21 protein-coding genes and 1 pseudogene are annotated in these 23749 nt (G+C 73.3%); 18 read left to right on the forward strand and 4 right to left on the reverse strand.

Annotated elements, in window-relative coordinates; genetic code table 11:
- Positions 1-336 precede the first annotated feature (336 nt).
- Entirely contained in the window at positions 337-618 is a 282-nt protein-coding gene (locus tag AB0J10_RS27795) for an HU family DNA-binding protein (RefSeq protein ID WP_017947975.1), read from the forward strand.
- 577 nt (positions 619-1195) lie between these two features.
- Here the strand turns inward: AB0J10_RS27795 and murA are convergent.
- The gene (gene murA / locus AB0J10_RS27800; protein ID WP_363065204.1) at positions 1196-2536 is read right to left on the reverse strand and encodes a UDP-N-acetylglucosamine 1-carboxyvinyltransferase; all 1341 of its coding nucleotides are present in this window, start codon (positions 2534-2536) and stop codon (positions 1196-1198) included.
- A gap of 287 nt (positions 2537-2823) precedes the next feature.
- Here murA and AB0J10_RS27805 point away from each other — a divergent pair, with 287 nt between their 5' ends.
- The 7 genes and pseudogenes from AB0J10_RS27805 (at position 2824) to AB0J10_RS27835 (ending at position 11546) form a co-directional block, all read left to right on the forward strand.
- Positions 2824-3384 (forward strand): YqgE/AlgH family protein, encoded by a 561-nt coding sequence (locus AB0J10_RS27805; RefSeq protein ID WP_269730144.1) that lies wholly within the window; start codon positions 2824-2826, stop codon positions 3382-3384.
- Positions 3385-3414: 30 nt separating this feature from the next.
- The gene (locus AB0J10_RS27810; RefSeq protein WP_017947978.1) at positions 3415-3702 is read left to right on the forward strand and encodes a DUF3039 domain-containing protein; all 288 of its coding nucleotides are present in this window, start codon (positions 3415-3417) and stop codon (positions 3700-3702) included.
- Positions 3703-4181: 479 nt separating this feature from the next.
- A pseudogene (locus AB0J10_RS27815) lies at positions 4182-4353 on the forward strand (ABC transporter substrate-binding protein); the annotation flags it as partial.
- Between the two features lie 111 nt (positions 4354-4464).
- On the forward strand, positions 4465-6162 hold the full coding sequence (locus AB0J10_RS27820; RefSeq protein ID WP_363065205.1) for a beta-N-acetylhexosaminidase: 1698 nt from the start codon (positions 4465-4467) through the stop codon (positions 6160-6162).
- Positions 6163-6448: 286 nt separating this feature from the next.
- Complete coding sequence (locus tag AB0J10_RS27825; protein WP_363065206.1) at positions 6449-7327, forward strand: FAD binding domain-containing protein; 879 nt, start codon at positions 6449-6451, stop codon at positions 7325-7327.
- Entirely contained in the window at positions 7324-9246 is a 1923-nt protein-coding gene (locus AB0J10_RS27830; RefSeq protein ID WP_363065207.1) for a 2Fe-2S iron-sulfur cluster-binding protein, read from the forward strand. Before AB0J10_RS27825 ends, AB0J10_RS27830 begins: the two co-directional genes overlap by 4 nt.
- On the forward strand, positions 9243-11546 hold the full coding sequence (locus tag AB0J10_RS27835; RefSeq protein WP_363065208.1) for a molybdopterin cofactor-binding domain-containing protein: 2304 nt from the start codon (positions 9243-9245) through the stop codon (positions 11544-11546). The genes AB0J10_RS27830 and AB0J10_RS27835 overlap by 4 nt, the downstream gene beginning before the upstream one ends.
- A gap of 141 nt (positions 11547-11687) precedes the next feature.
- On the opposite strand, the gene AB0J10_RS27840 is transcribed toward AB0J10_RS27835, so the two are convergent.
- Complete coding sequence (locus AB0J10_RS27840; protein ID WP_363065209.1) at positions 11688-12071, reverse strand: VOC family protein; 384 nt, start codon at positions 12069-12071, stop codon at positions 11688-11690.
- 336 nt (positions 12072-12407) lie between these two features.
- On the opposite strand from AB0J10_RS27840, the gene AB0J10_RS27845 reads away from it, so the two are divergent.
- The 6 genes from AB0J10_RS27845 to AB0J10_RS27870 all read left to right on the forward strand — a co-directional run bounded on the left by AB0J10_RS27845 (position 12408) and on the right by AB0J10_RS27870 (position 18897).
- Positions 12408-13913, forward strand: coding sequence for an MFS transporter (locus AB0J10_RS27845; RefSeq protein ID WP_363065210.1), 1506 nt, complete (start codon positions 12408-12410; stop codon positions 13911-13913).
- Between the two features lie 352 nt (positions 13914-14265).
- Positions 14266-14466: a hypothetical protein gene (locus tag AB0J10_RS27850; RefSeq protein WP_363065211.1), complete on the forward strand. Its 201-nt coding sequence runs from the start codon at positions 14266-14268 to the stop codon at positions 14464-14466.
- Positions 14463-14858 (forward strand): type II toxin-antitoxin system death-on-curing family toxin, encoded by a 396-nt coding sequence (locus tag AB0J10_RS27855; protein ID WP_363065212.1) that lies wholly within the window; start codon positions 14463-14465, stop codon positions 14856-14858. Before AB0J10_RS27850 ends, AB0J10_RS27855 begins: the two co-directional genes overlap by 4 nt.
- A gap of 162 nt (positions 14859-15020) precedes the next feature.
- Positions 15021-16805, forward strand: a complete 1785-nt coding sequence (locus tag AB0J10_RS27860; protein WP_363065213.1) for a DEAD/DEAH box helicase — start codon at positions 15021-15023, stop codon at positions 16803-16805.
- 531 nt (positions 16806-17336) lie between these two features.
- Positions 17337-17978, forward strand: coding sequence for a helix-turn-helix domain-containing protein (locus AB0J10_RS27865; RefSeq protein WP_138054972.1), 642 nt, complete (start codon positions 17337-17339; stop codon positions 17976-17978).
- A 133-nt stretch (positions 17979-18111) separates the two neighbouring features.
- Complete coding sequence (locus tag AB0J10_RS27870; protein ID WP_363065214.1) at positions 18112-18897, forward strand: S16 family serine protease; 786 nt, start codon at positions 18112-18114, stop codon at positions 18895-18897.
- A gap of 40 nt (positions 18898-18937) precedes the next feature.
- Here AB0J10_RS27870 and AB0J10_RS27875 read toward each other — a convergent pair whose 3' ends face one another.
- Entirely contained in the window at positions 18938-19411 is a 474-nt protein-coding gene (locus AB0J10_RS27875) for an Lrp/AsnC family transcriptional regulator (protein ID WP_283298399.1), read from the reverse strand.
- Positions 19412-19533: 122 nt separating this feature from the next.
- Between AB0J10_RS27875 and hppD the strand changes: the two genes are divergently transcribed.
- The 4 genes from hppD (at position 19534) to nthA (ending at position 21977) form a co-directional block, all read left to right on the forward strand.
- Positions 19534-20679: a 4-hydroxyphenylpyruvate dioxygenase gene (hppD, locus tag AB0J10_RS27880; RefSeq protein ID WP_363065215.1), complete on the forward strand. Its 1146-nt coding sequence runs from the start codon at positions 19534-19536 to the stop codon at positions 20677-20679.
- 89 nt (positions 20680-20768) lie between these two features.
- Positions 20769-21050 carry a hypothetical protein gene (locus AB0J10_RS27885; protein WP_363065216.1) on the forward strand — a complete coding sequence of 94 codons (282 nt, stop codon included), beginning with the start codon at positions 20769-20771 and terminating at the stop codon, positions 21048-21050.
- Positions 21043-21393 (forward strand): SH3-like domain-containing protein, encoded by a 351-nt coding sequence (locus tag AB0J10_RS27890; protein WP_363065217.1) that lies wholly within the window; start codon positions 21043-21045, stop codon positions 21391-21393. Before AB0J10_RS27885 ends, AB0J10_RS27890 begins: the two co-directional genes overlap by 8 nt.
- Positions 21390-21977 carry a nitrile hydratase subunit alpha gene (gene nthA, locus AB0J10_RS27895; RefSeq protein ID WP_363065218.1) on the forward strand — a complete coding sequence of 196 codons (588 nt, stop codon included), beginning with the start codon at positions 21390-21392 and terminating at the stop codon, positions 21975-21977. Before AB0J10_RS27890 ends, nthA begins: the two co-directional genes overlap by 4 nt.
- Before the next feature lie 145 nt (positions 21978-22122).
- Here nthA and AB0J10_RS27900 read toward each other — a convergent pair whose 3' ends face one another.
- Positions 22123-23748 (reverse strand): tetratricopeptide repeat protein, encoded by a 1626-nt coding sequence (locus AB0J10_RS27900; protein ID WP_363065219.1) that lies wholly within the window; start codon positions 23746-23748, stop codon positions 22123-22125.
- Between the last annotated feature and the right edge of the window lies 1 nt (position 23749).

The following is a 23749-nucleotide window of genomic DNA, read 5'->3' on the forward strand; positions in this document are numbered from 1 at the left end:
CGCGGGCCCGGAAAACCGCCCTTAGGGTGGCGGACCATGGGCCCGGTACGGGCCGCACGACTTCGGAGGGTCCGTCCTCCGGAGGTTCCTTCGGACCGTTGCGGCTCCGTGGAGTCCCCGGGGAGTCGACGGAACGTCACCGGAACGAGCCAGTGGCGCTTTTCGTGTGACTCCGGAGGGTGCCGGATTGGCTTTCCCGCCGCTGGTGGGGGCAGGATGCTCAATTGGGCGCGAGGGTCTGACAGCAGACCCGGGTCCGGGGAACCGTCCGAGGGCCCTGGCAGCATCGGCTTCGATCTCACGCCTCACAGGCAAGAAGAACACGGGAGTAAGAACATGAACCGCAGTGAGCTGGTGGCCGCGCTGGCCGACCGTGCCGAGGTGACCCGCAAGGACGCCGACGCTGTGCTGGCCGCCTTCGCCGAGGTCGTCGGCGAGATCGTCGCCAAGGGCGACGAGAAGGTCACCATCCCCGGTTTCCTGACCTTCGAGCGCACCCACCGTGCCGCTCGCACCGCTCGTAACCCGCAGACCGGCGACCCGATCCAGATCCCGGCCGGCTACAGCGTGAAGGTCTCCGCGGGCTCCAAGCTCAAGGAAGCCGCGAAGGGCAAGTAAGGCTCAGAGCGCGAGGGCGGCCACTTCCCGTCGGGGGGTGGCCGCCCTCGCGCTGTCTCCGGGGCCGCGACGGGCCACGGCGCCCGGTCACGGCCTCGCGCGCCCCGGGCCGGCCGAGGAGCCGCATCGAGGAGGTGTGCGCTGCCCGCCGGGGAGGCGCGTGGGGCGCACGGGACCGTGGGCGGCCCCGGGCGCGCCGACGCACGCGGCCACCGGTGCGGGTGAGGGCCGGGTCATCCGTGCGCGGCGCCGGGGCAGTGGGCACGAGGTCCGGCGGCGCAGGGAGGAGAGTGCCTGAGGCCGTGGACGGGGACGGGGACGGGAGCCCGCGACCGGGTGCCGGAGGAGGCCGGGTGCCTCGGGTACGTGCCGACGCGCCTGTTCGTGGTGGTGCCGGGCCCTCGGTGGGCGGTACGGGGAGACGCGCCCTGCCTCCGCCGTGCACGGAGTCGCCGGTACGCGGGCGCGTGCGGAAGCAGGCGCCACGGCCGCGCGGGCGACGCGCCCGCCTCCGTCGCGTACGGGAACGCACCGAGCGCCGGTCCGGCCGGACCGGCGCTCGGAGGGGCGGGCGAGGTCAGACGACCGCGCCGCGCGGCAGCTCGACCTTCGCGCCGAGCTCGACGAGCTTCTCCATGAAGTTCTCGTAGCCGCGGTTGATCAGGTCGATCCCGTGCACCCGGGACGTCCCCTGCGCCGCCAGCGCCGCGATCAGGTACGAGAAGCCGCCGCGCAGGTCGGGGATCACCAGATCCGAGCCCTGGAGCTTCGTCGGGCCGGACACGACCGCCGAGTGCAGGAAGTTGCGCTGGCCGAAGCGGCAGTCCGAGCCGCCCAGGCACTCCCGGTACAGCTGGATGTGCGCACCCATCTGGTTGAGCGCCGAGGTGAAGCCGAGCCGTGACTCGTACACCGTCTCGTGCACGATCGACAGGCCCGCCGCCTGCGTGAGCGCCACCACCAGGGGCTGCTGCCAGTCCGTCTGGAAGCCGGGGTGCACGTCGGTCTCCAGGGCGATCGCGTTGAGGGAGTCGCCCGGGTGCCAGAAGCGGATGCCCTCGTCGTCGATCTCGAAGGCGCCGCCGACCTTCCGGTAGGTGTTGAGGAAGGTCATCATCGAGCGCTGCTGTGCGCCCCGCACGTAGATGTTGCCCTCGGTCGCCAGCGCCGCCGAGGCCCAGGACGCGGCCTCCAGCCGGTCCGGGAGCGCCCGGTGGGTGTAGCCGCCGAGACGGTCCACACCGGTGATCCGGATGGTCCGGTCGGTGTCCATGGAAATGATCGCGCCCATTTTCTGCAGGACGCAGATCAGGTCCTCGATCTCCGGTTCCACGGCCGCGTTCGACAGCTCCGTGACGCCCTCCGCCAGCACCGCGGTCAGCAGCACCTGCTCGGTGGAGCCCACCGACGGGTACGGCAGGCGGATCTTGCATCCGCGAAGCCGCTGCGGGGCCTCCAGGTACTGCCCGTCCGCCCGCTTCTCGATCTTCGCGCCGAACTGCCGCAGCACGTCGAAGTGGAAGTCGATCGGCCGACCGCCGATGTCGCAGCCGCCCAGCCCCGGGATGAAGGCGTGCCCGAGCCGGTGCAGCAGCGGGCCGCAGAACAGGATCGGGATGCGCGAGGAACCGGCGTGGGCGTCGATGTCCGCGACGTTCGCGCTCTCCACGTGCGTCGGGTCGAGCACCAGTTCGCCGGGCTCGTCCCCGGGCCGTACCGTCACACCGTGCAGCTGCAGCAGCCCGCGCACGACCCGCACGTCGCGGATGTCGGGCACGTTGCGCAGCCGGCTCGGCTCGCTGCCGAGCAGCGCGGCGACCATTGCCTTCGGCACCAGGTTCTTGGCGCCGCGGACGCGGATCTCGCCCTCCAGCGGGGTTCCGCCGTGGACAAGCAGTACATCGTCTGTGCCGGTCATGAATCTCGCGTTCCGGAGGGTCCTCCCAGTGGAGCCGGGGAGGAGTTCGGGCAGGGGCCAGAGAAAAGGTTAAGGCCCTCCTACCCCTGTCTCGTAAGGCCAAGGGCACCACGCAGGTGTAATGAATTCGGCACAATACGTTCTGTTTGGGTGCGCCTCCGGAGGGTCACCATCCGCTTGCTTCGGCGGGCGCGCCCTTCCGCTGCAGCGGTGCGCCCTGAGCTGCGTCGGTCCGGACCGGGACGCCCGCTCCCCGCGGAGGGCCAAGATGCGGGATCATGTCTCCCATGACCGAGGTGTCCTCCCTCACAGGGCGGCTGCTCGTCGCCACTCCGGCCCTCGCGGACCCGAACTTCGACCGCGCGGTGGTGCTCCTGCTCGACCACGACGAGGAGGGTTCCCTCGGCGTGGTCCTCAACCGGCCCACCCCCGTCGGCGTCGGCGACATCCTGGAGCCCTGGGCGGGTCTGGCCGGTGAGCCCGGCGTGGTCTTCCAGGGCGGTCCGGTCTCCCTCGACTCGGCGCTCGGCCTCGCCGTCATCCCCGGTGACGAGGGGCCGCTCGGCTGGCGGAGGGTCCACGGGGCGATCGGCCTCGTCGACCTGGAGGCCCCGCCGGAGCTGCTGGCCTCCTCGCTCGGATCGCTGCGGATCTTCGCGGGATACGCGGGCTGGGGTCCGGGGCAGCTGGAGGACGAGCTGGGCGAGGGTGCCTGGTACGTCGTGGAGTCCGAGCCCGGCGACGTCTCCTCCCCGCGGCCGGAGTCGCTCTGGCGGTCCGTGCTGCGGAGGCAGCGCAACGAACTCGCGATGGTGGCCACCTATCCGGACGACCCGTCGCTGAACTGAATCCGCGCGGCTTGAGTACCCTTGGCTGCTATGAGCACTCTCGAGCCCGAGCGCGGGGCAGGTACGGGCACCCTCGTGGAGCCGACACCCCAGGTGTCGCACGGCGACGGCGACCACGAGCGCTTCGCCCATTACGTCCAGAAGGACAAGATCATGGCGAGTGCCCTCGACGGCACTCCCGTGGTGGCACTGTGCGGCAAGGTCTGGGTGCCGGGGCGCGACCCCAAGAAGTACCCGGTGTGCCCGATGTGCAAGGAGATCTACGAGTCCATGGGCCCCGGTGGGGACAAGGACAAGGGCGGCAAGGACAAGAAGTAGCCGGACGGCCGGTCCGCCGGCCGCCGGATCTCCCTTCCGGCTCGGGGACGGCCCCCGGGACGCACCGGCGTGGTGCGTCCCGGGGGCCGTTCGTGTCGTCCGGCGCCCGTGCGCTGCCTGCCCGGCCCGCACGTCGTTGCGTCCCAGGGGGCGTCGGCGTCTCGTTGCACGGTGTGCGTCCACCGGTCAAGAGTGGTCGAGACCTCGTGCCGCTCCCATGGGGCAGCCGGCCTTCTGCGTGTTGCGCACCGCGAACCGCGCATTGCCCATGCTGCAGCAACTCCCCGGAGGATGCCGCCGTGAAGCCTCCCGCCCGAATGGCCGCCCCCGTCCTCGCCCCGGTGGGGACCACCGTCGGTCGGCGACTGGGACACGGCCCGATACGTCGGGGGGCGGCGGACTCGCCGACGTCACCGAGAAGTTCGGGGCCTGGGCGGAGGCGAGGGGTGCCGGCCCGACCGCCGGGGGAGCCGGTGACGGCGATCGGCGGCGACCTCGGCCAGGCGGCCGTCGAGGCGGGGCAGGGCGGAGGGTGAGCAGGCGTTCGTCCCGATGCCCGGTGCCACCGCCGGCTCGATGGCACCGGCGTTCGCCGACGGCGACAACATCGGCGCGGTGAGGAGCGGTTCGCACCGCACGCTCGCGGTGGACTCATGAAGTCGCCGGCCGGCAAGGGGACCTGGGGCAGGCCGCTCGGCGCGGTCGTACTCGCGCAGCGGCGTCGGTTCCCAGGACGGGGCGGCTCGGTGAAGAGTCGAGGGCATGAGCGAGCTCTCCCGTGTCCCACGGCCATCGGTGGAACTGATTCCGGCTCCGTTGCGCGTGACCCCCTCGCTGCCGGGCGGCGGCAGCGGGTGCGTCATCGGCGCGGAGACCGGGATCGAGGCGCAACCCGGCACCGAGCGGGTCGCGCGGTGGCTGCGTGCGACCGTCGGCGCGGCCACCGGCCACGGCCTTCCGCCGCACACGGACAGCGGGAACCGTGTCCTGCTGCGCATCGTCCCCGAACTCGCCCGAGAACTCGGCGGCCCGGAGGCGTACCGCTTCACGGCCGACGGTCTCGTGGCCGCGATCGACGGAGCGAGCGAGGCGGGTGTGTTCTGGGGGGCCCAGACGTTCCGTCAGCTGCTCGGCCCGGACGCCTTCCGGCGTGCTCCCGTGACCGGGAGGCGCGAGTGGGAGGTGCCCGCCGTCACCATCCACGACGCGCCGCGCTTCCGCTGGCGCGGTCTCATGCTCGACGTGGCCCGGCACTTCCGTCCCAAGGAGGACGTCCTGCGGATGCTGGATCTGCTCGCGGCCCACAAGCTCAACACGTTCCACTTCCATCTCACCGACGACCAGGGCTGGCGCATCGAGATCAGGCGTCACCCGCGCCTCACCGAGGTCGGCGCCTGGCGTTCCCGCACCAAGTGGGGGCACCGCGCGTCCGAGCTCTGGGACGAGACGCCGCACGGCGGTTACTACACCCAGGACGACATCCGCGAGATCGTCGCGTACGCCGCCGAGCGGCACATCACCGTCGTTCCGGAGATCGACGTCCCCGGCCACTCGCAGGCCGCCGTCGCCGCCTACCCGGAGCTCGGCAACACCGACGTCGTCGACACCACCGCTGTGTCCGTCTGGGACAGCTGGGGCGTCAGCCCGAACGTCCTCGCCCCCACCGAGACCACCCTCCGTTTCTACGAAGGGGTCTTCGAGGAGGTCCTGGAGCTGTTCCCCGCCTCCGTCTCCCCGTTCGTCCACATCGGGGGCGACGAGTGCCCCGAGGACCAGTGGAAGGCGTCCCCGGCCGCCCGGGCCCGCACGGCGGAGCTGGGCCTCGCGGGCGAGGACGAGCTCCGGTCCTGGTTCGTCCGGCACTTCGACCGCTGGCTCGCCGACCGCGGCCGCCGGCTCGTCGGCTGGGACGAGATCCTGGAGGGCGGGACGACGGAGCGGGGCCTCGGCCCGGGTGCCGCGGTGTCCTCCTGGCGCGGCTACGCGGGCGGGATCGCCGCTGCCCGCGCGGGTCACGACGTGGTCATGTGCCCCGAGCAGCAGGTGTATCTCGACCACCGGCAGGCCGCCGGGGAGGACGAGCCGATGCCCATCGGGTACGTGCGCACCCTGGAGGACGTCTTCCGCTTCGAGCCCGTTCCGCCGGAGCTCGCCGGCACGCCGGGGGCCGCTCGGGTCCTCGGCGCCCAGGCCAACGTCTGGACCGAGGTGATGCAGGACCGCTCGCGCGTCGACTACCAGGTCTTCCCGCGCCTCGCTGCCTTCGCGGAGGTCGTCTGGTCCCGTCTGCCCGCCCCCGCCGACCGGGACTTCGTGGACTTCGAGCGCCGTATGTCCGTCCACTACGCCCGACTTGACGCGCTCGGCGTCGACTACCGGCCGCCCGGGGGCCCGTTGCCGTGGCAGAGGCGACCGGGTGTGCTCGGACGCCCGATCGAGGGGGCGCCCCCAAACGTGTGAGCCATGCCCCAACGGGGTGTTCCGGACACGGCTCCCTGGGACCGTGGAGGCCCACGGGGAAAAGTCGTACAAGGAGTGCCTTCGGCCGGCAATCCGCTTGTGACGGCGATGCCTTGGCAATTCGGGCATTTCCCCCGTTAAGGGTGATCTGGGGCGGATGCATCCTTCGTGGACCCCCGCGCCGGACCGCTCGGAAGATGTGCCAGAGTTGCCACGTCCGGGCTGTGAGCACGTACGGTACGGCAACACAGGCGGACAGCCGGGACACCGGGAAGGGGCAGCTGGGTTGACCACGCACGCACCGCAGGCGGCGCAGTCCGTGACACTGCCGGCCTCGCTCGACGAGGCCGTGGCGGCGCTCACCGCCATGCCCGCCGCCGTGCCGGTCGCAGGAGGCACGGACCTGATGGCTGCCGTCAACAAGGGCCGGCTCAGGCCCGCGGGCCTCGTCGGGCTCGGCCGCATCAACGAGATCCGCGGCTGGCAGTACCAGGACGGCCACGCCCTGCTCGGCGCCGGACTCACCCACTCCCGGATGGGCCGACCCGACTTCGCCGCGCTGATTCCGGCGCTCGCCGCCTCCGCCCGGGCCGCCGGGCCCCCGCAGATCCGCAACGCGGGCACCCTCGGAGGCAACATCGCCACCGCCGCTCCCACCGGCGACACGCTGCCGGTGCTGGCCGCCCTGGAGGCGGACCTGGTCATCGCGGGGCCGGGCGGGGCGTCCCGTGAGGTCCCCGTCTCCCATCTGCTGGCCGGTCGCGAGATGCTCGGCCCCGCCGAACTGATCGGCTTCGTGCGGGTTCCGCTCCTGCACGCCCCGCAGGTGTTCCTCAAGGCCACCGGACGCACCGGCCCCGGCCGGGCCACCGCGTCGGTCGCCGTCGTCCTCGACCCGGCGCGGCGCGGGGTGCGCTGCGCGGTCGGCGCGATCGCCCCGATGCCGCTGCGCCCGCTCGAGGCGGAGCGCTGGATCGCCTCGCTGATCGACTGGGACGGCGAGCGCGGACTGGCCACCGAGGCGCTGGCCGCGTTCGGCGAGTACGTGGCGGCCGCCTGCATCCCGGACCAGGAGGGCGACGAGCAACTGCCGCCCGCGATCCTGCACCTGCGGCGCGTGGTCGCCGCGCTGGCCCGACGAGCGCTGGGGAGGGCACTGTCGTGAGCTCCGAGGAGAACGAGTCCCGGGACGCCGGCCCGCACGGCGGCGGCTGGCAGCCGATCCCGCAGGGCGGCGAGTACGACGCCGAGGCCACCGCCTTCGTCCAGCTGCCTCCCGAGGACATGCTCGACGCGCCGCTCGCCGCTCCCGGTCACGGCTACGTGCCTCCGCAGATCCCGACCGTGAACCCGGACGACCCGTCCGGCCCCGCGGGCACGGGCGGCTGGACCGTACCGCGGCAGGCGTCGGACGACGAGCGGCCGCACCACTGGCCGGCGCCGGAGGCCGGGCGGTCCTACGATCCGTACGCGGGGCAGCGGCCGTACGCCGGTCCCGGTCCGCAGGGCGGACAGGATGCCCGGGGCGACCGCGAACCGCGTGACGCGTACGGCCCGCAGGACGCGCGGGCCGGCCAGGGCGCGTACGGCGCGGAAGGCGTGCACGCCCCCCAGGCGCACGGCGCGCAGGATCCGCACGACGCTCCCCACCCGCACGGCGCACAGGACCCGTACGGTGAGGACGAGCCGCACGCCGGCCACGAGGCGCACCCCGACCACGGACCGCAGGAGGGCGGGGACCCTCGTGGCGCGCGGAGCGCCCACGACCCGCACGCCACGGGTCAGTGGACGTTCCCGGAAGCGGAACGGCCGTCGTCCGGCCCAGCCGCGGCACCCGCCGCCGGAGACCTCACCGGCCAGTGGACCATCCCGGTCGCCCAGGGGGACATCCCGGAGGAATCGGGCGAGTTCACGACGTCCGCGCTGGCAGCCCAGTGGGGCGGCCGCACCCCGCCGGCCACCCTGCCGGGCGGCGCGCCCGCCCCGTGGGCCACCACACCCGACGGCGGCACCCCGGCCGAAGGCACCCCCGTCGGCGGCACGCCGGCCCCCGGAGCCGGCCACCCCGCCACCCTCCCCGGCGGGGCGCCCGCCCCGTGGGCGACCGAGGCGTACCCCGTCAGTGAAGAGCAGGCCGGCCCCGCCGCCGAACCACGGACGGGTCAGCCCTCCGACGAGCGGCCCTCCGACGAGCGGCACGTCCGGCGTGACGACGGGGCGCACCCGGGGGCCGGTGGTGACGCGTCCGATGCCGTGGCCGACCCTGAGCAGAGCGCGGGGGACGCCGGGGACCGCTCCGAAGCCGGCGCCACCGAAGCCGGCCGGGCCGAGGGCTCCGAGGACCACGGAGCCCCGGAGCCAGACACGGCCCCCCAGGACCCGCCCGGAGCACCCGCGGCCGGGGACACCGCCGCCCCGGACGCCCCCGGTGCCGAGGAAGACCTCGCGGCCGCCCCCGCCGCGACGGCGAACGACGAGCACCCGCACACCTCGTACCTCCTGCGCGTGAACGGCGCCGACCGGCCCGTCACCGACGCGTGGATCGGCGAGTCCCTGCTCTACGTGCTGCGCGAGCGCCTCGGCCTCGCGGGTGCCAAGGACGGCTGCTCGCAGGGCGAGTGCGGCGCCTGCAACGTCCAGGTCGACGGCCGGCTCGTGGCCTCCTGCCTGGTACCCGCGGCGACCGCGGCCGGCTCCGAGGTGCGCACCGTCGAGGGCCTGGCCGCCGACGGAGAGCCCTCCGACGTCCAGCGGGCCCTTGCCGCCTGCGGAGCCGTCCAGTGCGGCTTCTGCATCCCGGGCATGGCCATGACCGTGCACGACCTGCTGGAGGGCAACCACGCCCCCACGGAACTCGAAACCCGCCAGGCCCTCTCCGGGAACCTCTGCCGCTGCTCCGGCTACCGCGGCGTCCTCGACGCCGTACGCGAGGTGGTCGCCGGACGCGAGGCGAGCTCCGCCGCGGCCGCCGAAGCCGGCGACGAGTCCCGCGAAGGGGCCCAGGACGGGGCCCGCATCCCGCACCAGGCGCCCCCGGGCGCCGGTAGTGTGCAGCCCCACCCGCACGACGGAGGCATGGTGTGAGCAACGACGCGGCGATCGCGGTCCCGGCGGTCGACGGCCCCGAGCAGGAGCCGCCCGCTCACGGCCTCGGTGCCTCCCTCCCGCAGGCGGACGCCCGTGCCAAGACCGAGGGCACCTTCCCGTACGCCTCGGACCTGTGGGCCGAGGGACTGCTCTGGGCGGCGATCCTGCGCTCGCCGCACCCCCACGCCCGGATCACCGCCATCGACACCTCCGCCGCGGCCGGGATGCCCGGCGTGCGGGCCGTCGTCACCCACAACGACGTGCCCGGCGACGCCTCCTACGGACGCGGGGTCGCCGACCGGCCCGTCTTCGCCTCCGACGTCGTCCGCCACCACGGGGAGGCCATCGCCGCGGTCGCCGCGGACCATCCCGACACCGCCCGGCTCGCCGCCGCGGCGATCGCCGTCGAGTACGAGGTCCTCGAACCGGTCACCGACCCCGAGAAGGCCTTCGCCGCCGAGCCGCTGCATCCCGACGGCAACCTCATCCGCCACATCCCGCTGAGCTACGGCGACCCGGCCGTCGGCGGAGAGGTCGTCGTCGAAGGGCTGTACCGCATCGGCCGCCAGGACCCCGCCCCCATCGGGGCCGAGGCCGGCCTCGCCGTGCCGCGCCCCGACGGAGGCGTCGAGCTCTACACCGCCTCCACCGACCCGCACACCGACCGGGACCTCGCGGCCGCCTGCTTCGGCCTGGACAAGGAGCGGGTGAAGGTCGTCGTCACCGGCGTGCCCGGCGCGACCGGTGACCGGGAGGACCCGGGCTTCCAGATCCCGCTCGGGCTGCTCGCCCTGCGCACCGGCTGCCCGGTCAAGCTCGCCGCCACTCGCGAGGAGTCCTTCCTCGGCCACGCCCACCGCCACCCCGCACTGCTGCGCTACCGCCACCACGCCGACGCCGACGGCAAGCTGCTGAAGGTCGAGGCGCAGATCCTGCTGGACGCGGGCGCGTACGCCGAGGCATCGTCCGAGTCCCTGGCCGCCGCCGTCGCCTTCGCCTGCGGCCCCTATGTCGTGCCGCACGCCTTCATCGAGGGCTGGGCCGTCCGCACCAACAACCCGCCCTCCGGCCATGTGCGCGGAGAGGGCGCGCTGCAGGTCTGCGCCGCGTACGAGGCCCAGATGGACAAGCTGGCCGCGAAGCTGGGCCAGGACCCGGCCGAGATCCGCCTGCGCAATGTGCTCGCCACCGGCGACATCCTGCCCACCGGTCAGACCGTCACCTGCCCCGCGCCGGTCGCCGAACTGCTGCAGGCCGTAAGGGACTTCCCGCTCCCGCCGCTGCCCAAGGACACCCCCGAGGATGCCTGGCTGCTGCCCGGCGGACCCGAGGGCGCGGGCGAACCCGGCGCGGTGCGGCGCGGCGTCGGCTATGCGCTCGGCATGGTCCACATGCTCGGCGCGGAAGGCACCGACGAGGTGTCCACGGCCACGGTGAAGGTCCAGGACGGCGTGGCCACGGTCATCTGCGCGGCCGTCGAGACCGGGCAGGGGTTCTCCACCCTCGCCCGTCAGATCGTGCAGGAGACGCTCGGTATCGAGGAGGTGCACGTGGCCTCCGTCGACACCGACCAGCCCCCGGCGGGCCGCGCCGCCCACGGGCGGCACACCTGGGTCTCCGGCGGTGCGGTCGAGCGCGCCGCCAAGATGGTCCGTACGCAGCTGCTGCAGCCGCTGGCCCACAAGTTCGGAATGTCCACCGAGCTGCTGCAGATCACCGACGGCAAGATCACCTCGTACGACGGCGTCCTGTCCACGACGGTCACCGAGGCCATGGACGGCAAGGAGCTCTGGGCCACCGCCCAGTGCCGCCCGCACCCCACCGAGCCCCTCGACGATCACGGCCAGGGCGACGCGTTCGTCGGTCTCGCCTTCTGCGCGATCCGCGCCGTCGTCGACGTCGACATCGAACTCGGGTCGGTGCGTGTCGTGGAGATGGCCGTAGCCCAGGACGTGGGCCGCATCCTCAACCCCGCCCAGCTCGCCACCCGGATCGAGGCGGGCGTGACCCAGGGCGTCGGTGCCGCACTCACCGAGAACCTCCGCACCGCCCGCGGCCTGGTCCGCCACCCCGACCTCACGGGCTACGCCCTGCCGACGGCCCTCGACGCCCCCGACGTCCGCATCGTCAAACTCGTCGAGGAGCGCGACGTGGTGGCCCCCTTCGGTGCGAAGGCGGCCAGTGCCGTCCCGGTCGTCACCTCCCCGGCCGCCGTCGCCTCCGCCGTCCGCGCGGCCACGGGCCGCCCGGTCAACCGGCTCCCGATCCGGCCCCAGGCGGCGGTGGCCACGCCGTAGCGGACCGGACCTCCCCGTGCGGCGCGCCGAGACTCACGCACGGCCTCGGCCGCTGACGCCGACCGGCCCCGGGCCCGCGCCAACGGCCGGGCGGCCTTGCGCAGGCACTCGCCGCAGCGGCTCGAGGCCGGGACGACGTGATCAGAGGGGCTGCAACCGGGCGTGCAGGAGGCAGAACTCGTTGCCTTCCGGGTCGGCCAGGACGTGCCAGTTCTCGTCGCCGGTCTGGCCCACGTCGGCGCGCCTGGCGCCGAGAGCGAGCAGCCTCTCCAACTCGGCTTCCTGGTCGCGATCGGTGGCGTTGACGTCGATGTGCAGTCGGAGCTTCCCGGTCCGCGGGGCGCTGCTGGGGCTGAGGACGAGGGTGGGTCGCGGTCCCCCGAAGCCTGCCTCGGGTGGACCGATCTCGATGCTCCCGTCGTCCTCCCGACCGAGTTCCACGTAGCCGAGTACCTGGCTCCAGAACACGGCGAGCCGTTCCGGATCGGCGCAGTCGATGACCAGTTCACTGATGCGACATGCCATGGCCGCAGTGTACGTGGGCAGTTGGGGAGAACCGGCCTTCGCCCGCGTACGGGGGCGACGCGCAGTCGGCCACCGGCGCGGGCGCCCGCAAGGGACAGCCGAGCAGCGGAGAGGGGACGGCCCCGGCTGCCGGCGGTCTGGTTCGACGTGGAGATGGTGGCGGGATTCGAACCCAACGCCACTCACTGTGCAGACGGACGCACGGCTCCCGCACCCCGGCGCCCGCGAGCCCACAGGGGAGGTTCTGTCGGCCGGTGGTACCTAGGACCAACGGCCGAGCCGAACCCCGCCCCACGACAGGGGCCACCCAGAACCACGCCCCTTACGCTTGAGCGCATGACAGCCCTCGAACCAGGTGACGCGGCCGGGACCGGCGACGCGGCGCTCAAGGAAGCCGCTGACGGCCGCGGCGGGACCGCGACGGCGACCGGGACCGCGACCGACGCCGGCGGTGTGCTCGGGCGCAGTCTGCGCGCCCTCAGCGTCGGCATCGTGTCCGTCGTCCTGCTGATCGCGTTCGAGGCGACCGCCGTCGGCACGGCCATGCCCGTTGCCGCGCGGGAGCTGGACGGCGTGCCGCTGTACGCGTTCGCCTTCTCCGCGTACTTCACGACCAGCCTGTTCGGCATGGTGCTGTCGGGGCAGTGGGCCGACCGCAGGGGCCCGCTCGGGCCGCTGACCGCCGGGATCACCGCCTTCGCCCTGGGGCTCGTGCTGTCCGGTACGGCCTCCACGATGTGGTATTTCATCGCCGGCCGGGCCGTCCAGGGGCTCGGCGGCGGTCTGGTGATCGTCGCGCTGTACGTGGTCGTCGGCCGGGCCTATCCGGAGCACCTGCGTCCGACGATCATGGCCGCGTTCGCCGCGAGCTGGGTGATCCCCTCCGTCGTCGGACCGCTCGCGGCCGGGACGGTCACCGAACACCTCGGCTGGCGCTGGGTCTTCGTCGGTATCCCCGCTCTCGTCGTCGTCCCGCTCGCGCTCGCCCTGCCCGCGATACGGCGGCGGGCGTCGGGGCCGGTGGACCCGGAGGCGCCCGTGCCGGCGCTGGACCGGCGCAGGATCAGGCTGGCGTTCGGGATCTCCCTCGGCGCGGGAGTGCTCCAGTACGCGGCCCAGGACCTGCGGTGGTTCTCACTGGCCCCGGCCGCGGCGGGTGCCGCGCTGCTCGTGCCGGCCGCGCTCGGGCTGCTGCCGCGCGGCACGTTCCGCTCGGCGCGCGGGCTGCCGTCGGTGGTGCTGCTGCGCGGCGTGGCCGCCGGGTCGTTCATCGCCGCGGAGTCCTTCGTGCCGCTGATGCTGGTGACCCAGCGCGGGCTGTCGCCGACGTTGGCCGGCCTGTCCCTCGCGGTGGGCGGGGCGACATGGGCGCTGGGCTCGTTCGTCCAGTCCCGGCCGCGCCTGGAACCGTACCGGGAACGGCTGACCGTCACCGGCATGGTGCTCGTGGCGGCGGCGATCGCGACCGCGCCGAGCGTGCTGGTCCCCTCCGTGCCGGTGTGGGTCGTCGGGGTCGCCTGGGGATGGGGCTGCTTCGGCATGGGTCTGGTCATCTCGTCCACCAGCGTGCTGCTGCTGAAGCTGTCGCCGCCCGCGGAGGCCGGTACCAACTCCGCCGCGCTCCAGATCTCCGACGGACTGTCGAACGTCCTCCTGCTGGCCGCGGGCGGCGCCGCCTTCGCCGCCCTGGGCGGGGGAGCGGCGGGCGGCCACGGTGCGGTCGCGGCGGCGGGGAGCATCGCCCACCCGGCCGCGTTCGCCGCCGTGTTCCTGCCCATGGCGGCAGTCGCACTGCTCGGCGCCTGGGTCGCCACACGGATGCACGAGCGCCGCACCGGCTGATGACGGGTGCTCCGATGCCGGGTCCGCCCGGTCGGCGCCCGGTTCGGACCGTTCCGTTGCGCCGTGCCCGACCCGGTGCCGCGCCCGCCCGCGAAGGAGGGCTGCAACCACCCGTCCGGTGCGCCGTGCGCGGCCCGGCGCCGTGCCCGCCCCCGAGGGGCCACGTCGGCCATCGGCCCGTCCGGTGCGGAACACCGGCCTCGATCCGGGCGGCCCGGGTGTACCGGAGGTACGGCGGACGTCCCGCGCACGTCGACCGGAGGTGAAGCGTGACGGACGGCCGCACCGTTCGAGGCCGCCGACGCCCGGAATCCACCGCGCGGCCGGAAGCGGCCGCGCTTAGCATCGGGCCATGCACGAGCTCACGATCATCCTCACCGACGCGGAACGCGACGAACTGCACGACCTCGCCGACGCCCAGGGTCGGACCCCGGAGGAGCTCGCGCACGACGCGGTGCACCACTATCTGCGGGCGCAGAGCGAGCGGCTGGCCGCACTGGCCGGGCGACTGGCCCAGCAGCACGCGGGCCTGCTGAGGAGGCTCGGCGAATGACCCATCAGACCACGAACCAGACGCGCCACCTCACCGTGAGCGAGGTGACCGCGATCGCCCGGTTCGCCTTCGGCGGCCACCCGCCGGAGCTCCGCGCCGGCGGTCTCCTGGAGTCCGCCGTGCACCGGCCGCGCTCCCGGATGTACGGGGTGGCCGCGTACCCGGACCTCTGGGAGCAGGCAGGCGCCCTGCTGCACGCGATCGCCTCGAACCACCCCTTCGCCGACGGCAACAAGCGCACGGCGTGGCTGTCGACGGCGGTGTTCCTCGCCCTGAACGGCGCCGACCCGGTCAACGTCGACCAGGACCGGGCGTACGACCTGGTCGTCTCCGTCGCGGCCGGTGAGATGACCGATCCGGCGCTGATCGGGGCCGTACTGCGCACCCTGTGAAGGGCGGTGGGAGGACGGGCCCGGCCGCACGGCCTGCGGTCTGTGAGGCGGGTCTCACCGTGTCCCCGAGCGGCCGGGTGAGGCCCTCCCGGGAGTGGCCGCACCGGTAGGGTGGCCCGGTTGTCGTACGTAACGCCGTAGCCCTGCCTCGAACCGGAGACCGTGTCTACTACCGCCTCCCACCACCTCTCACCCGCCTTCCCCGGCCGTGCCCCCTGGGGTACGGCCGGCAAGCTGCGCGCCTGGCAGCAGGGCGCCATGGAGAAGTACGTCCAGGAACAGCCCCGTGACTTCCTCGCGGTGGCGACGCCCGGCGCCGGCAAGACGACGTTCGCGCTCACCCTCGCCTCCTGGCTGCTGCACCACCACGTCGTGCAGCAGATCACCGTGGTCGCGCCGACCGAGCATCTGAAGAAGCAGTGGGCGACCGCCGCCGCGCGCATAGGCATCAAGCTCGACCCGGACTACAGCGCCGGTCCGCTGAGCAAGGAGTACGACGGGGTCGCCGTCACCTACGCCGGTGTCGGCGTGCGCCCGATGCTGCACCGCAACCGCAGCGAGCAGCGCAAGACCCTCGTCATCCTCGACGAGATCCACCACGCCGGCGATTCCAAGTCGTGGGGTGAGGCGTGCCTGGAGGCGTTCGAACCCGCCACCCGCCGGCTCGCCCTCACCGGTACGCCCTTCCGCTCCGACACCAACCCCATCCCGTTCGTCACCTACGAGGAGGGCAACGACGGCATCCGCCGCTCGGCCGCGGACTACACGTACGGCTACGGCAACGCCCTCGCCGACGGCGTCGTCCGTCCCGTGATCTTCCTGTCCTACAGCGGCAACATGCGTTGGCGCACCAAGGCCGGCGACGAGGTCGCCGCCCGGCTCGGCGAGCCGATGACCAAGGACGCCGTCTCGCAGGCGTGGCGCACCGCGCTCGATCCGCGCGGCGACTGGATGCCGAACGTGCTGCGCGCCGCCGACCAGCGGCTGAGCGAGGTCAGAAAGGCCATTCCGGACGCCGGTGGTCTCGTCATCGCGTCCGATCAGGACTCGGCGCGCGCCTATGCGAAGCTCATCCGGGAGATCACCGGTACGAAGGCGACCGTCGTGCTGTCCGACGACGCCGGCGCCTCCAAGCGCATCGACGAGTTCAGCGACAACCACGACCGCTGGATGGTCGCAGTCCGGATGGTGTCCGAGGGCGTCGACGTCCCCCGGCTCGCGGTCGGCGTGTACGCCACCACCATCTCCACGCCCCTCTTCTTCGCCCAGGCCGTCGGCCGTTTCGTCCGGTCGCGGCGGCGCGGCGAGACGGCGTCGGTGTTCCTGCCGACGATTCCGATGCTGCTGAGCTTCGCGAACGAGATGGAGGTCGAGCGGGACCATGCGCTCGACCGGCCGAAGAAGGAGGGGGAGGAGGACCCCTACGCCGAGTCCGAACAGGAGATGGACGAGGCGAACAAGCAGCAGGACGAGGACACCGGCGAACAGGACATGCTGCCCTTCGAGGCGCTGGAGTCCGACGCCGTCTTCGACCGGGTGATGTACAACGGCGCCGAGTTCGGGATGCAGGCCCACCCGGGCAGCGACGAGGAGCAGGACTACCTGGGCATTCCGGGGCTGCTGGAACCGGATCAGGTGCAACTGCTGTTGCAGAAGCGGCAGGCGCGGCAGATCGCGCACAGCCGCAAGAAGCCGGACGCGGAGGCGGATCTGCTCGAACTGCCCGCGGAACGCCGGCCGGTGGTCTCGCACAAGGAACTGCTGGAGCTGCGCAAGCAGCTGAACACGATGGTGGGTGCGTACGTCCACCAGAGCGGCAAGCCGCACGGGGTGATCCACACCGAGCTGCGGAGGGTGTGCGGGGGGCCGCCGAGCGCGGAGGCGACGGCGGGGCAGATCCGGGAACGGATCAAGAAGGTGCAGGAGTGGGCCACACGTATGCGGTGAGCGTATGCGGGACCCGACGCCGGTGCGGTGTGCGCACGGCGGCTTGACGGCCCCGGAACCCGCCGACCGCCCGGGCCCCTTCGCGCTTCCGTACGCCGGTCGGCGGCCCCGGCCCGCGCACTCGCCACCCGTACGCCGAGGCGCGCGACCCCCCGCGCACCGACGCATGGGGCACGCGAGCGGTGTCCCCGTGCGGTGCCCGGCACGTCGTCCGGGCGGGGCAGGGGCCCGGGCCGAGAACCCTCTTCGGCGGAGGCCGAAGCGGAGGTATCCCGTGAAATCGCTGGTCGTCCCGACTTGCCCGGCGACAGAGGCCGTCACGGGCCTTCGGCGCCCGGATTCTGGACGAGGTCTTCCGCTGAGCGAACCGGCTCGCTACTGTCCCCGCAAATGAAACGCCCCGTGGCAGCGCCGCCGCGGAGCGCAGCCGGTGTGCCATGGCCTGCCGGCGGCCTCTCCGTGCGTCGCCGATGGGACCGGTGCCGCTGGCCGCGAGAGCGCCGCCGCACTCATCTCGAAGGAGAGGGCGTCGTGACCGCGGAGACCTCCCAGACGCTCGACAGAGGACTGCGCGTCCTCAAACTGCTCGCCGACACCGACCACGGGCTGACCGTGACCGAACTGTCCAACCGGCTCGGAGTCAACCGGACCGTCGTCTACCGTCTGCTCGCCACGCTCGAGCAGCACGCCCTGGTCCGCCGCGACTTGGGGGGCCGGGCCCGCGTGGGGCTGGGCGTGCTCCGCCTCGGCCGCCAGGTGCACCCGCTGGTGAGGGAGGCCGCGCTGCCCGCGCTGCGCTCGCTCGCCGAGGACATCGGCGCGACCGCCCATCTCACGCTGGTCGACGGGGCGGAGGCGCTCGCGGTGGCGGTCGTCGAACCGACGTGGACGGACTACCACGTGGCGTACCGGGCCGGGTTCCGTCACCCGCTGGACCGGGGAGCCGCGGGCAAGGCGATCCTCGCCGCACGCCAGGGAGGTCTCACCGAGCCCGCGTACACCCTCACGCACGGCGAACTGGAGGCGGGCGCGAGCGGAGCCGCCGCGGCACTCGTCGGGGTGACCGGCATAGAGGGCAGCGTAGGTGTCGTCATGCTGGCGGACTCGGTCCCCGAACGCGTGGGCCCGCGAGTGGTGGACGCCGCGCGCGAGGTCGCGGACGCGCTGCGCTGAGCGCCGGGCTGCCGCGGCCGTCGGGCCCGCCCGGCGGCCCACGGCGTTCCCAGACGCAGGCACAGGCGCCGACCCGGTCGGGCCGGTCCCGGCCCCGGTCCGGGTGCGCCGGGCGGACCGATACATTGACAGCGTGTTCTCTCGCCTCTCGCGTCTCTCCCGTCCCCGGGCCCTCGCCGTCTCCGCCGTGCCCGTCGCCGCGCTGCTCGCGGTGGCGGCGTTCGCGCCCCTGCCCTTCACCGTGGCCCAGCCCGGCCAGACCACGAACGTGCTGGGGTTCGACCGGGGCAAGCCGGTGATCACGATCACCGGAGCCCCCGTTCGGCAGACGCAGGGACAGCTGCGGATGACGACCATCGTGGCGACGGGGCCCTCGGTCGACGTCGATCTCGGCGACGTGGCGGACGCGTGGATCCGGAAGGACCGGGCCGTGCTGCCGCACGACTCCGTCTACCCCTCCGGGCAGTCCGACGAGGAGATCGAGAAGCACAACACCGCCGAGATGCGGAAGTCCCAGAACAGCGCGGTGGACGCGGCCCTGGGCTACCTCGAGGAGGACCCGGCGAAGGTGAAGGTCACCCTGCACCTCGCCGATGTCGGCGGCCCGAGCGCGGGGCTCCTGTTCTCCCTCGGCATCGTGGACAAGCTCGCGGGCGACGATCTCACCGGCGGCCGGAACATCGCGGGCACGGGCACGATCGACGCCGACGGCAAGGTCGGCGCGGTCGGCGGGGTGGCCCTGAAGACCCAGGCCGCGGCGCGTGACGGCGCCACCGTGTTCCTCGTCCCGAAGGCGGAGTGCGCCATCGCGCAGGAGCAGTTGCCCGAGGGCATGACGCTGGTCCCCGTCACCGAGCTGACGGACGCGGTGTCGTCGCTCAAGGCACTGCAGAAGGGCGGCGACGTCCCCAAGTGCTGACGGGCCGGCGGCGCGACGCCCGGCATCTCCTCACCCGGTGTCAGCGGGCGTCCTCCGCGGCCTGCTCCACCAGCGGGATGATCCGCAGGGGCACCGGGTTCTCCATCACGATCGCCGTGGACGCCCGCACGATTCCCTCGAATCCGACGACGCGGTCGATCACCCGCTGGAGGTCCGCGTTGGACCGGGCGACCAGCCGGCACAGCATGTCGCCGTGACCGGTGGTCGTGTGCAGCTCCAGCACCTCGGGAACCGTGGCGAGGTGCGCCCGTACGTCGGCCCCCTGCCCCTGCTTGATCTCCAGCGTCGCGAACGCGGTCACCGGATAGCCCAGCGCGGACGGGTCGACGTCCGGGCCGAAACCGCGGATCACCCCGTTCGACTGGAGCCGGTCCAGCCGTGCCTGGACGGTGCCGCGGGCGACCCCGAGCCGGCGGGACGCCTCCAGGACCCCGATCCTGGGCTCCCGTGCGAGCAGCACGATGAGCCTGCCGTCCAGATGATCGATCGCCACACCAGCCTCCTGAGTGGTCATCCTGTACAGGTCGCCCGAACAAATCGGACCTCGACCAAGCATATTGCGCAGCAGATATACGAACTATTGCGCAGCTTGTGGATCGGCGGGAGTCTGCCGCCATGACTGAGACCCTGGATCACACCCCTGACACCGGCAGGCAGGCCGACCCCTTCCCGGTGAAGGGAATGGACGCGGTCGTCTTCGCCGTCGGCAACGCCAAGCAGGCCGCCCACTACTACTCCACGGCCTTCGGCATGAAGCTGGTCGCCTACGCCGGGCCGGAGACAGGCAGCCGGGAGACCGCCTCCTACGTCCTGACCAACGGCTCCGCCCGCTTCGTGTTCACCTCCGTCATCAAGGCGTCCACCGACCGGGGCCGTTTCCTCGCCGAGCACGTCGCCGAGCACGGCGACGGCGTCGTCGACCTGGCCATCGAGGTGCCGGACGCCCGTGCCGCCTACGCCTACGCCACCGAGCACGGCGCCCGCGGCATCCAGGAGCCCTACGAGCTCAAGGACGAGCACGGCACGGTCGTGCTCGCCGCCATCGCCACGTACGGCAGCACCCGCCACACCCTCGTGGACCGCTCCGGCTACAGCGGCCCGTACCTCCCGGGCTTCACGGCCGCCGACCCGATCGTCGAGCCCCCGGCCAAGCGGACCTTCCAGGCCATCGACCACTGCGTGGGCAACGTCGAGCTGGGCAGGATGAACGAGTGGGTGGCCTTCTACAACAAGGTCATGGGCTTCACCAACATGAAGGAGTTCGTCGGCGACGACATCGCGACCGAGTACTCGGCGCTGATGTCCAAGGTCGTGGCGGACGGCACGCTCAAGGTCAAGTTCCCGATCAACGAGCCCGCGATCGCGAAGAAGAAGTCGCAGATCGACGAGTACCTCGAGTTCTACGGCGGGGCCGGCGTCCAGCACATCGCCCTCGCCACGAACGACATCGTCTCCACCGTGCGGGCGATGCGGGCGGCCGGGGTGCGGTTCCTGGACACGCCCGACTCGTACTACGACACCCTCGGCGAGTGGGTCGGCGACACCCGGGTGCCGATCGACACCCTTCGTGAGCTGAAGATCCTCGCGGACCGCGACGAGGACGGCTACCTGCTCCAGATCTTCACCAAGCCCGTGCAGGACCGGCCGACGGTCTTCTTCGAACTCATCGAACGACACGGTTCGATGGGCTTCGGCAAGGGCAACTTCAAGGCGCTCTTCGAGGCGATCGAGCGCGAGCAGGAGAAGCGCGGAAACCTCTGAGCCCGTACGGAGTCCTGCTGAGTCCCGCGGCCCCACGGAACCTGACCCGTGGGGCCGCGCGGCGTCCGGTACGGGGCTATGGTCGCCTCATGGCCAGGATCAACGACGTCGGGGGCATGCAGGGCTTCGGGCCCGTCGACACCGCCGACGACACGGAGCCCTTCCACGCGGACTGGGAGGCCCGGGTCTTCGCGCTGAACTCCGCGCTGATCGCGGGCAAGGTCTACAACCTGGACGAGTTCCGCGACGCCATCGAGTCCATGGCCCCCGCCGACTACCTGGCGGCGTCCTACTACGAGCGCTGGTTCTTCGCGATCCGAGCGCTCCTGGAACGCAAGGGCGTGATCGAGGCGGGCGAGCTCGATGACTGACCGCTTCCCCGCCGGGGCCCGCGTGCGCACCGTTCACCACGACCCGCCGCACCACACCCGGCTGCCGCGCTACGCCCGCGGCAAGCGAGGCACCGTCGTCGAGCCCGAGGGCCGGGCACCGCTCGCGGACCGCAACGCGCAGGGGCGCGGTGACGCCCGGCTGGAGCAGGTGTACGCGGTGCGCTTCCCGGCCCGCGAGCTGTGGGGCGAGGGCGACCACGAGGTCGTCCTCGACCTGTTCGAGAGCTATCTGGAGGACGACCCGGGGCACCGGACGGAGCCCGCCGCCGTATCCGGGGCGCCCTCGGAGCGGACGGCCGGCGGAGCGGACGGCCGGCCATGACCGGCGGACACGGCGACGCCGGCATCAGCCGGCGAGTACGCCGCCTGGAGACGCTGCTGGAGGAGCGCGGGTTCGTGGCCGGCGCGGCGCTCGACGAGGCGCTGGACGCGTTCCTGTCGGGAGCCTCCCCGGCGAACGGCGCCCGGGTCGTCGCGCGTGCCTGGACGGACCCGGACTTCCGCGTGCGGCTCCTCGCCGACGGCACCGCCGCCGTCGGCGAGCTGGGCCTGTCCGCCGGCGGGGTCCAGCCGCAGCGCCTGCGCGTCGTCGAGAACACGCCCGACACGCACAACGTCGTGGTGTGCACGCTCTGCTCCTGCTACCCCGTCCGCCTGCTGGGGCCGTCCCCCAGCTGGTACAAGAGCGAGGCGTACCGCTCGCGCGTGGTGCGCGAACCCCGCGCGGTCCTCGAGGAGTTCGGCGTCCGCCTCCCGGACACCACGCGCATCACCGTCTGGGACTCCACGTCCGAGACCCGCTACATGGTCCTCCCCGTCCGCCCGCCCGGCACGTCCCACCTCGACGAGGCCGCCCTCGCCCGCCTGGTCCCGCGGAACGCCCTGATCGGCACGGCGGTGCTCTGAGCCCGCGCCTGGTCTCCGCCCCGCGGGCCGGCGGCCGGGCGTCCGTTCGCCGGTCCGTCGTCCGAGCACCCGGCCCCGGGCGCTCCCGGGGCCGTTCCCCTGCCGAGCGGGCCCGTACGCGACCGCCCGGCGCCCGGCCGAAACGTCAGGTCCCGGACGGTTCGCCGTCATGGGGCTCCCGCGGACTCCCCGACCGCGGATCGCGCGGATCGCCGGAGTCGCTCTCGCGGGGCCGGGCGGACCCGGAGTCGCGGGGCTCGCCGGAGGCGTCCCCGCCCGGACGGCGGGCCGTGCCCTCCTCGGGAGCCTCCGGCCCCTCGTCGTCCTCCGGCCCCTCGTCGTTCTCCGGCGGCAGCTCCTCGTCCGTCGTCCACGGCTCGCCCTCGACGTCGACGGGGCCGCCCGGAGGGGGATTGCCCAGGGCCGAGACGGCGCGCTTCGCACGCGGCACCAGGAGCGGCGAGAAGTACGGGTTGAGGCGCAGCGCCTCCCTCAGGTGCCGGCGGGCCGGTCCGTCCTGGCCGAGCGCGCGCTCGATCTCGCCCCGGTGGTACAGGGACAGCGCGCTGCGCAGCCCGGGCGTCGTCACCCGCTTCAGGTACTTCAGTCCCTCCTGCGCCCGCCCCGCCCGGTACAGCGCCCAGCCCAGCGCGTCCGAGACCTGCGCGCTGCGGTGCCCCCGCTTCCACTCCTGCGCGAGGCGCTGCACCGCCGCCTTCGACAGCCCGTGGTCCGCCTCGTACCGAGCCAGCGTCAGCTCCTCGCTCACCCCGTACCTCCTGGCCTTCGCGGCCAGCCGGCGCACCTTCTCGTAATGGGCCCGTGCCTCCCCGGCCATGCCCAGCGACTCGTACAGCTCACCCGCCTGCAGGGCGTACTCGGGCATCGGCGCCCGCTCGATGGCCGCCCGGTAGTCCCGCAGCGCGTCGTCCTTGCGGCCCAGCGCCGCCGAGGCCCGTCCCCGCCCGGCCAGAGACGGATGGTGACCGGGTTCCAGCTGGAGCGCGGTGTCGAAGTACGCCACCGCCTGCTTGGGCTCGCCACGCTCCCAGGCCAGCTCGCCGAGCCGGTGCAGCGCCGCGGCCCGTTCCGCCTTGCCGCCCGACCGGGACGACGCCTCGTCCGCCAGGGCCTCGGCGTCCTCGTGCCTGCCGTTGTCGCGGTGCACCTGGGAGGCCCGCATCAGGGTCTGCACGGTGCGGGGCCGCAGCTTCTCCAGCGTGTGCAGGGCCTTCGTGGCCGCCCCGTACGAACCGAGCCCGCTGTACGCGTCGATCAGCACCGGATACGCCGTCCACTGCTCCGGCGACCGCGCCCGGACGCTCTCGGCCCAGCGTCGGGCCGTGGCGAAGTCACGCCGGGCGTTCGCCAGCGCCGCCATCCCCAGCTGCGCGTCCGCGTTGCCCTTCTCGCCCGGCAGCGCCTCCAGCGAACGCCGCAGGGCCTTCTCCGCCCGGCGGAAGTCCGTGCGATCGCCGAGCAGGGCGCCCTGCGCCAGGTATGCCGAGCCGAGCACCGCCCACGACAGGTGGTCGCCGGGATTCCCGGCCAGCCGGTGCTCCTGTCCTGCGATCAGCGCCGACAGTTCGGCCGCCGACAGGGCCGCCCCGGGGCCCTCCGCCAGCACGGTCCGGGCCGCGGGCCCCGGTGCGGGAAGCGGCGGCCCGTCGTCCCGGCCCGGGCCGAGGACGACGATTCCGGTGGCGACCGCCCCGGCGGCCAACGAGGCGATCACGGCATTCCTGGCAAGTGGCGCGTACCGCTTCTTCATG

It is taken from the genome of Streptomyces sp. NPDC049887, from assembly GCF_040656535.1.
GTDB lineage: Bacteria > Actinomycetota > Actinomycetes > Streptomycetales > Streptomycetaceae > Streptomyces.

What these genes read in the sequence shown, in the direction of transcription:
- AB0J10_RS27795 (WP_017947975.1), top strand. Translation starts at nt 337, where the DNA reads ATGAACCGCAGTGAGCTGGTGGCCGCGCTGGCCGACCGTGCCGAGGTG.
- murA (WP_363065204.1), bottom strand. Translation starts at nt 2,536, where the DNA reads ATGACCGGCACAGACGATGTACTGCTTGTCCACGGCGGAACCCCGCTG.
- AB0J10_RS27805 (WP_269730144.1), top strand. Translation starts at nt 2,824, where the DNA reads ATGACCGAGGTGTCCTCCCTCACAGGGCGGCTGCTCGTCGCCACTCCG.
- AB0J10_RS27810 (WP_017947978.1), top strand. Translation starts at nt 3,415, where the DNA reads ATGAGCACTCTCGAGCCCGAGCGCGGGGCAGGTACGGGCACCCTCGTG.
- AB0J10_RS27820 (WP_363065205.1), top strand. Translation starts at nt 4,465, where the DNA reads ATGAGCGAGCTCTCCCGTGTCCCACGGCCATCGGTGGAACTGATTCCG.
- AB0J10_RS27840 (WP_363065209.1), bottom strand. Translation starts at nt 12,071, where the DNA reads ATGGCATGTCGCATCAGTGAACTGGTCATCGACTGCGCCGATCCGGAA.
- AB0J10_RS27845 (WP_363065210.1), top strand. Translation starts at nt 12,408, where the DNA reads ATGACAGCCCTCGAACCAGGTGACGCGGCCGGGACCGGCGACGCGGCG.
- AB0J10_RS27850 (WP_363065211.1), top strand. Translation starts at nt 14,266, where the DNA reads ATGCACGAGCTCACGATCATCCTCACCGACGCGGAACGCGACGAACTG.
- AB0J10_RS27855 (WP_363065212.1), top strand. Translation starts at nt 14,463, where the DNA reads ATGACCCATCAGACCACGAACCAGACGCGCCACCTCACCGTGAGCGAG.
- hppD (WP_363065215.1), top strand. Translation starts at nt 19,534, where the DNA reads ATGACTGAGACCCTGGATCACACCCCTGACACCGGCAGGCAGGCCGAC.
- AB0J10_RS27885 (WP_363065216.1), top strand. Translation starts at nt 20,769, where the DNA reads ATGGCCAGGATCAACGACGTCGGGGGCATGCAGGGCTTCGGGCCCGTC.
- AB0J10_RS27890 (WP_363065217.1), top strand. Translation starts at nt 21,043, where the DNA reads ATGACTGACCGCTTCCCCGCCGGGGCCCGCGTGCGCACCGTTCACCAC.
- nthA (WP_363065218.1), top strand. Translation starts at nt 21,390, where the DNA reads ATGACCGGCGGACACGGCGACGCCGGCATCAGCCGGCGAGTACGCCGC.
- AB0J10_RS27900 (WP_363065219.1), bottom strand. Translation starts at nt 23,748, where the DNA reads ATGAAGAAGCGGTACGCGCCACTTGCCAGGAATGCCGTGATCGCCTCG.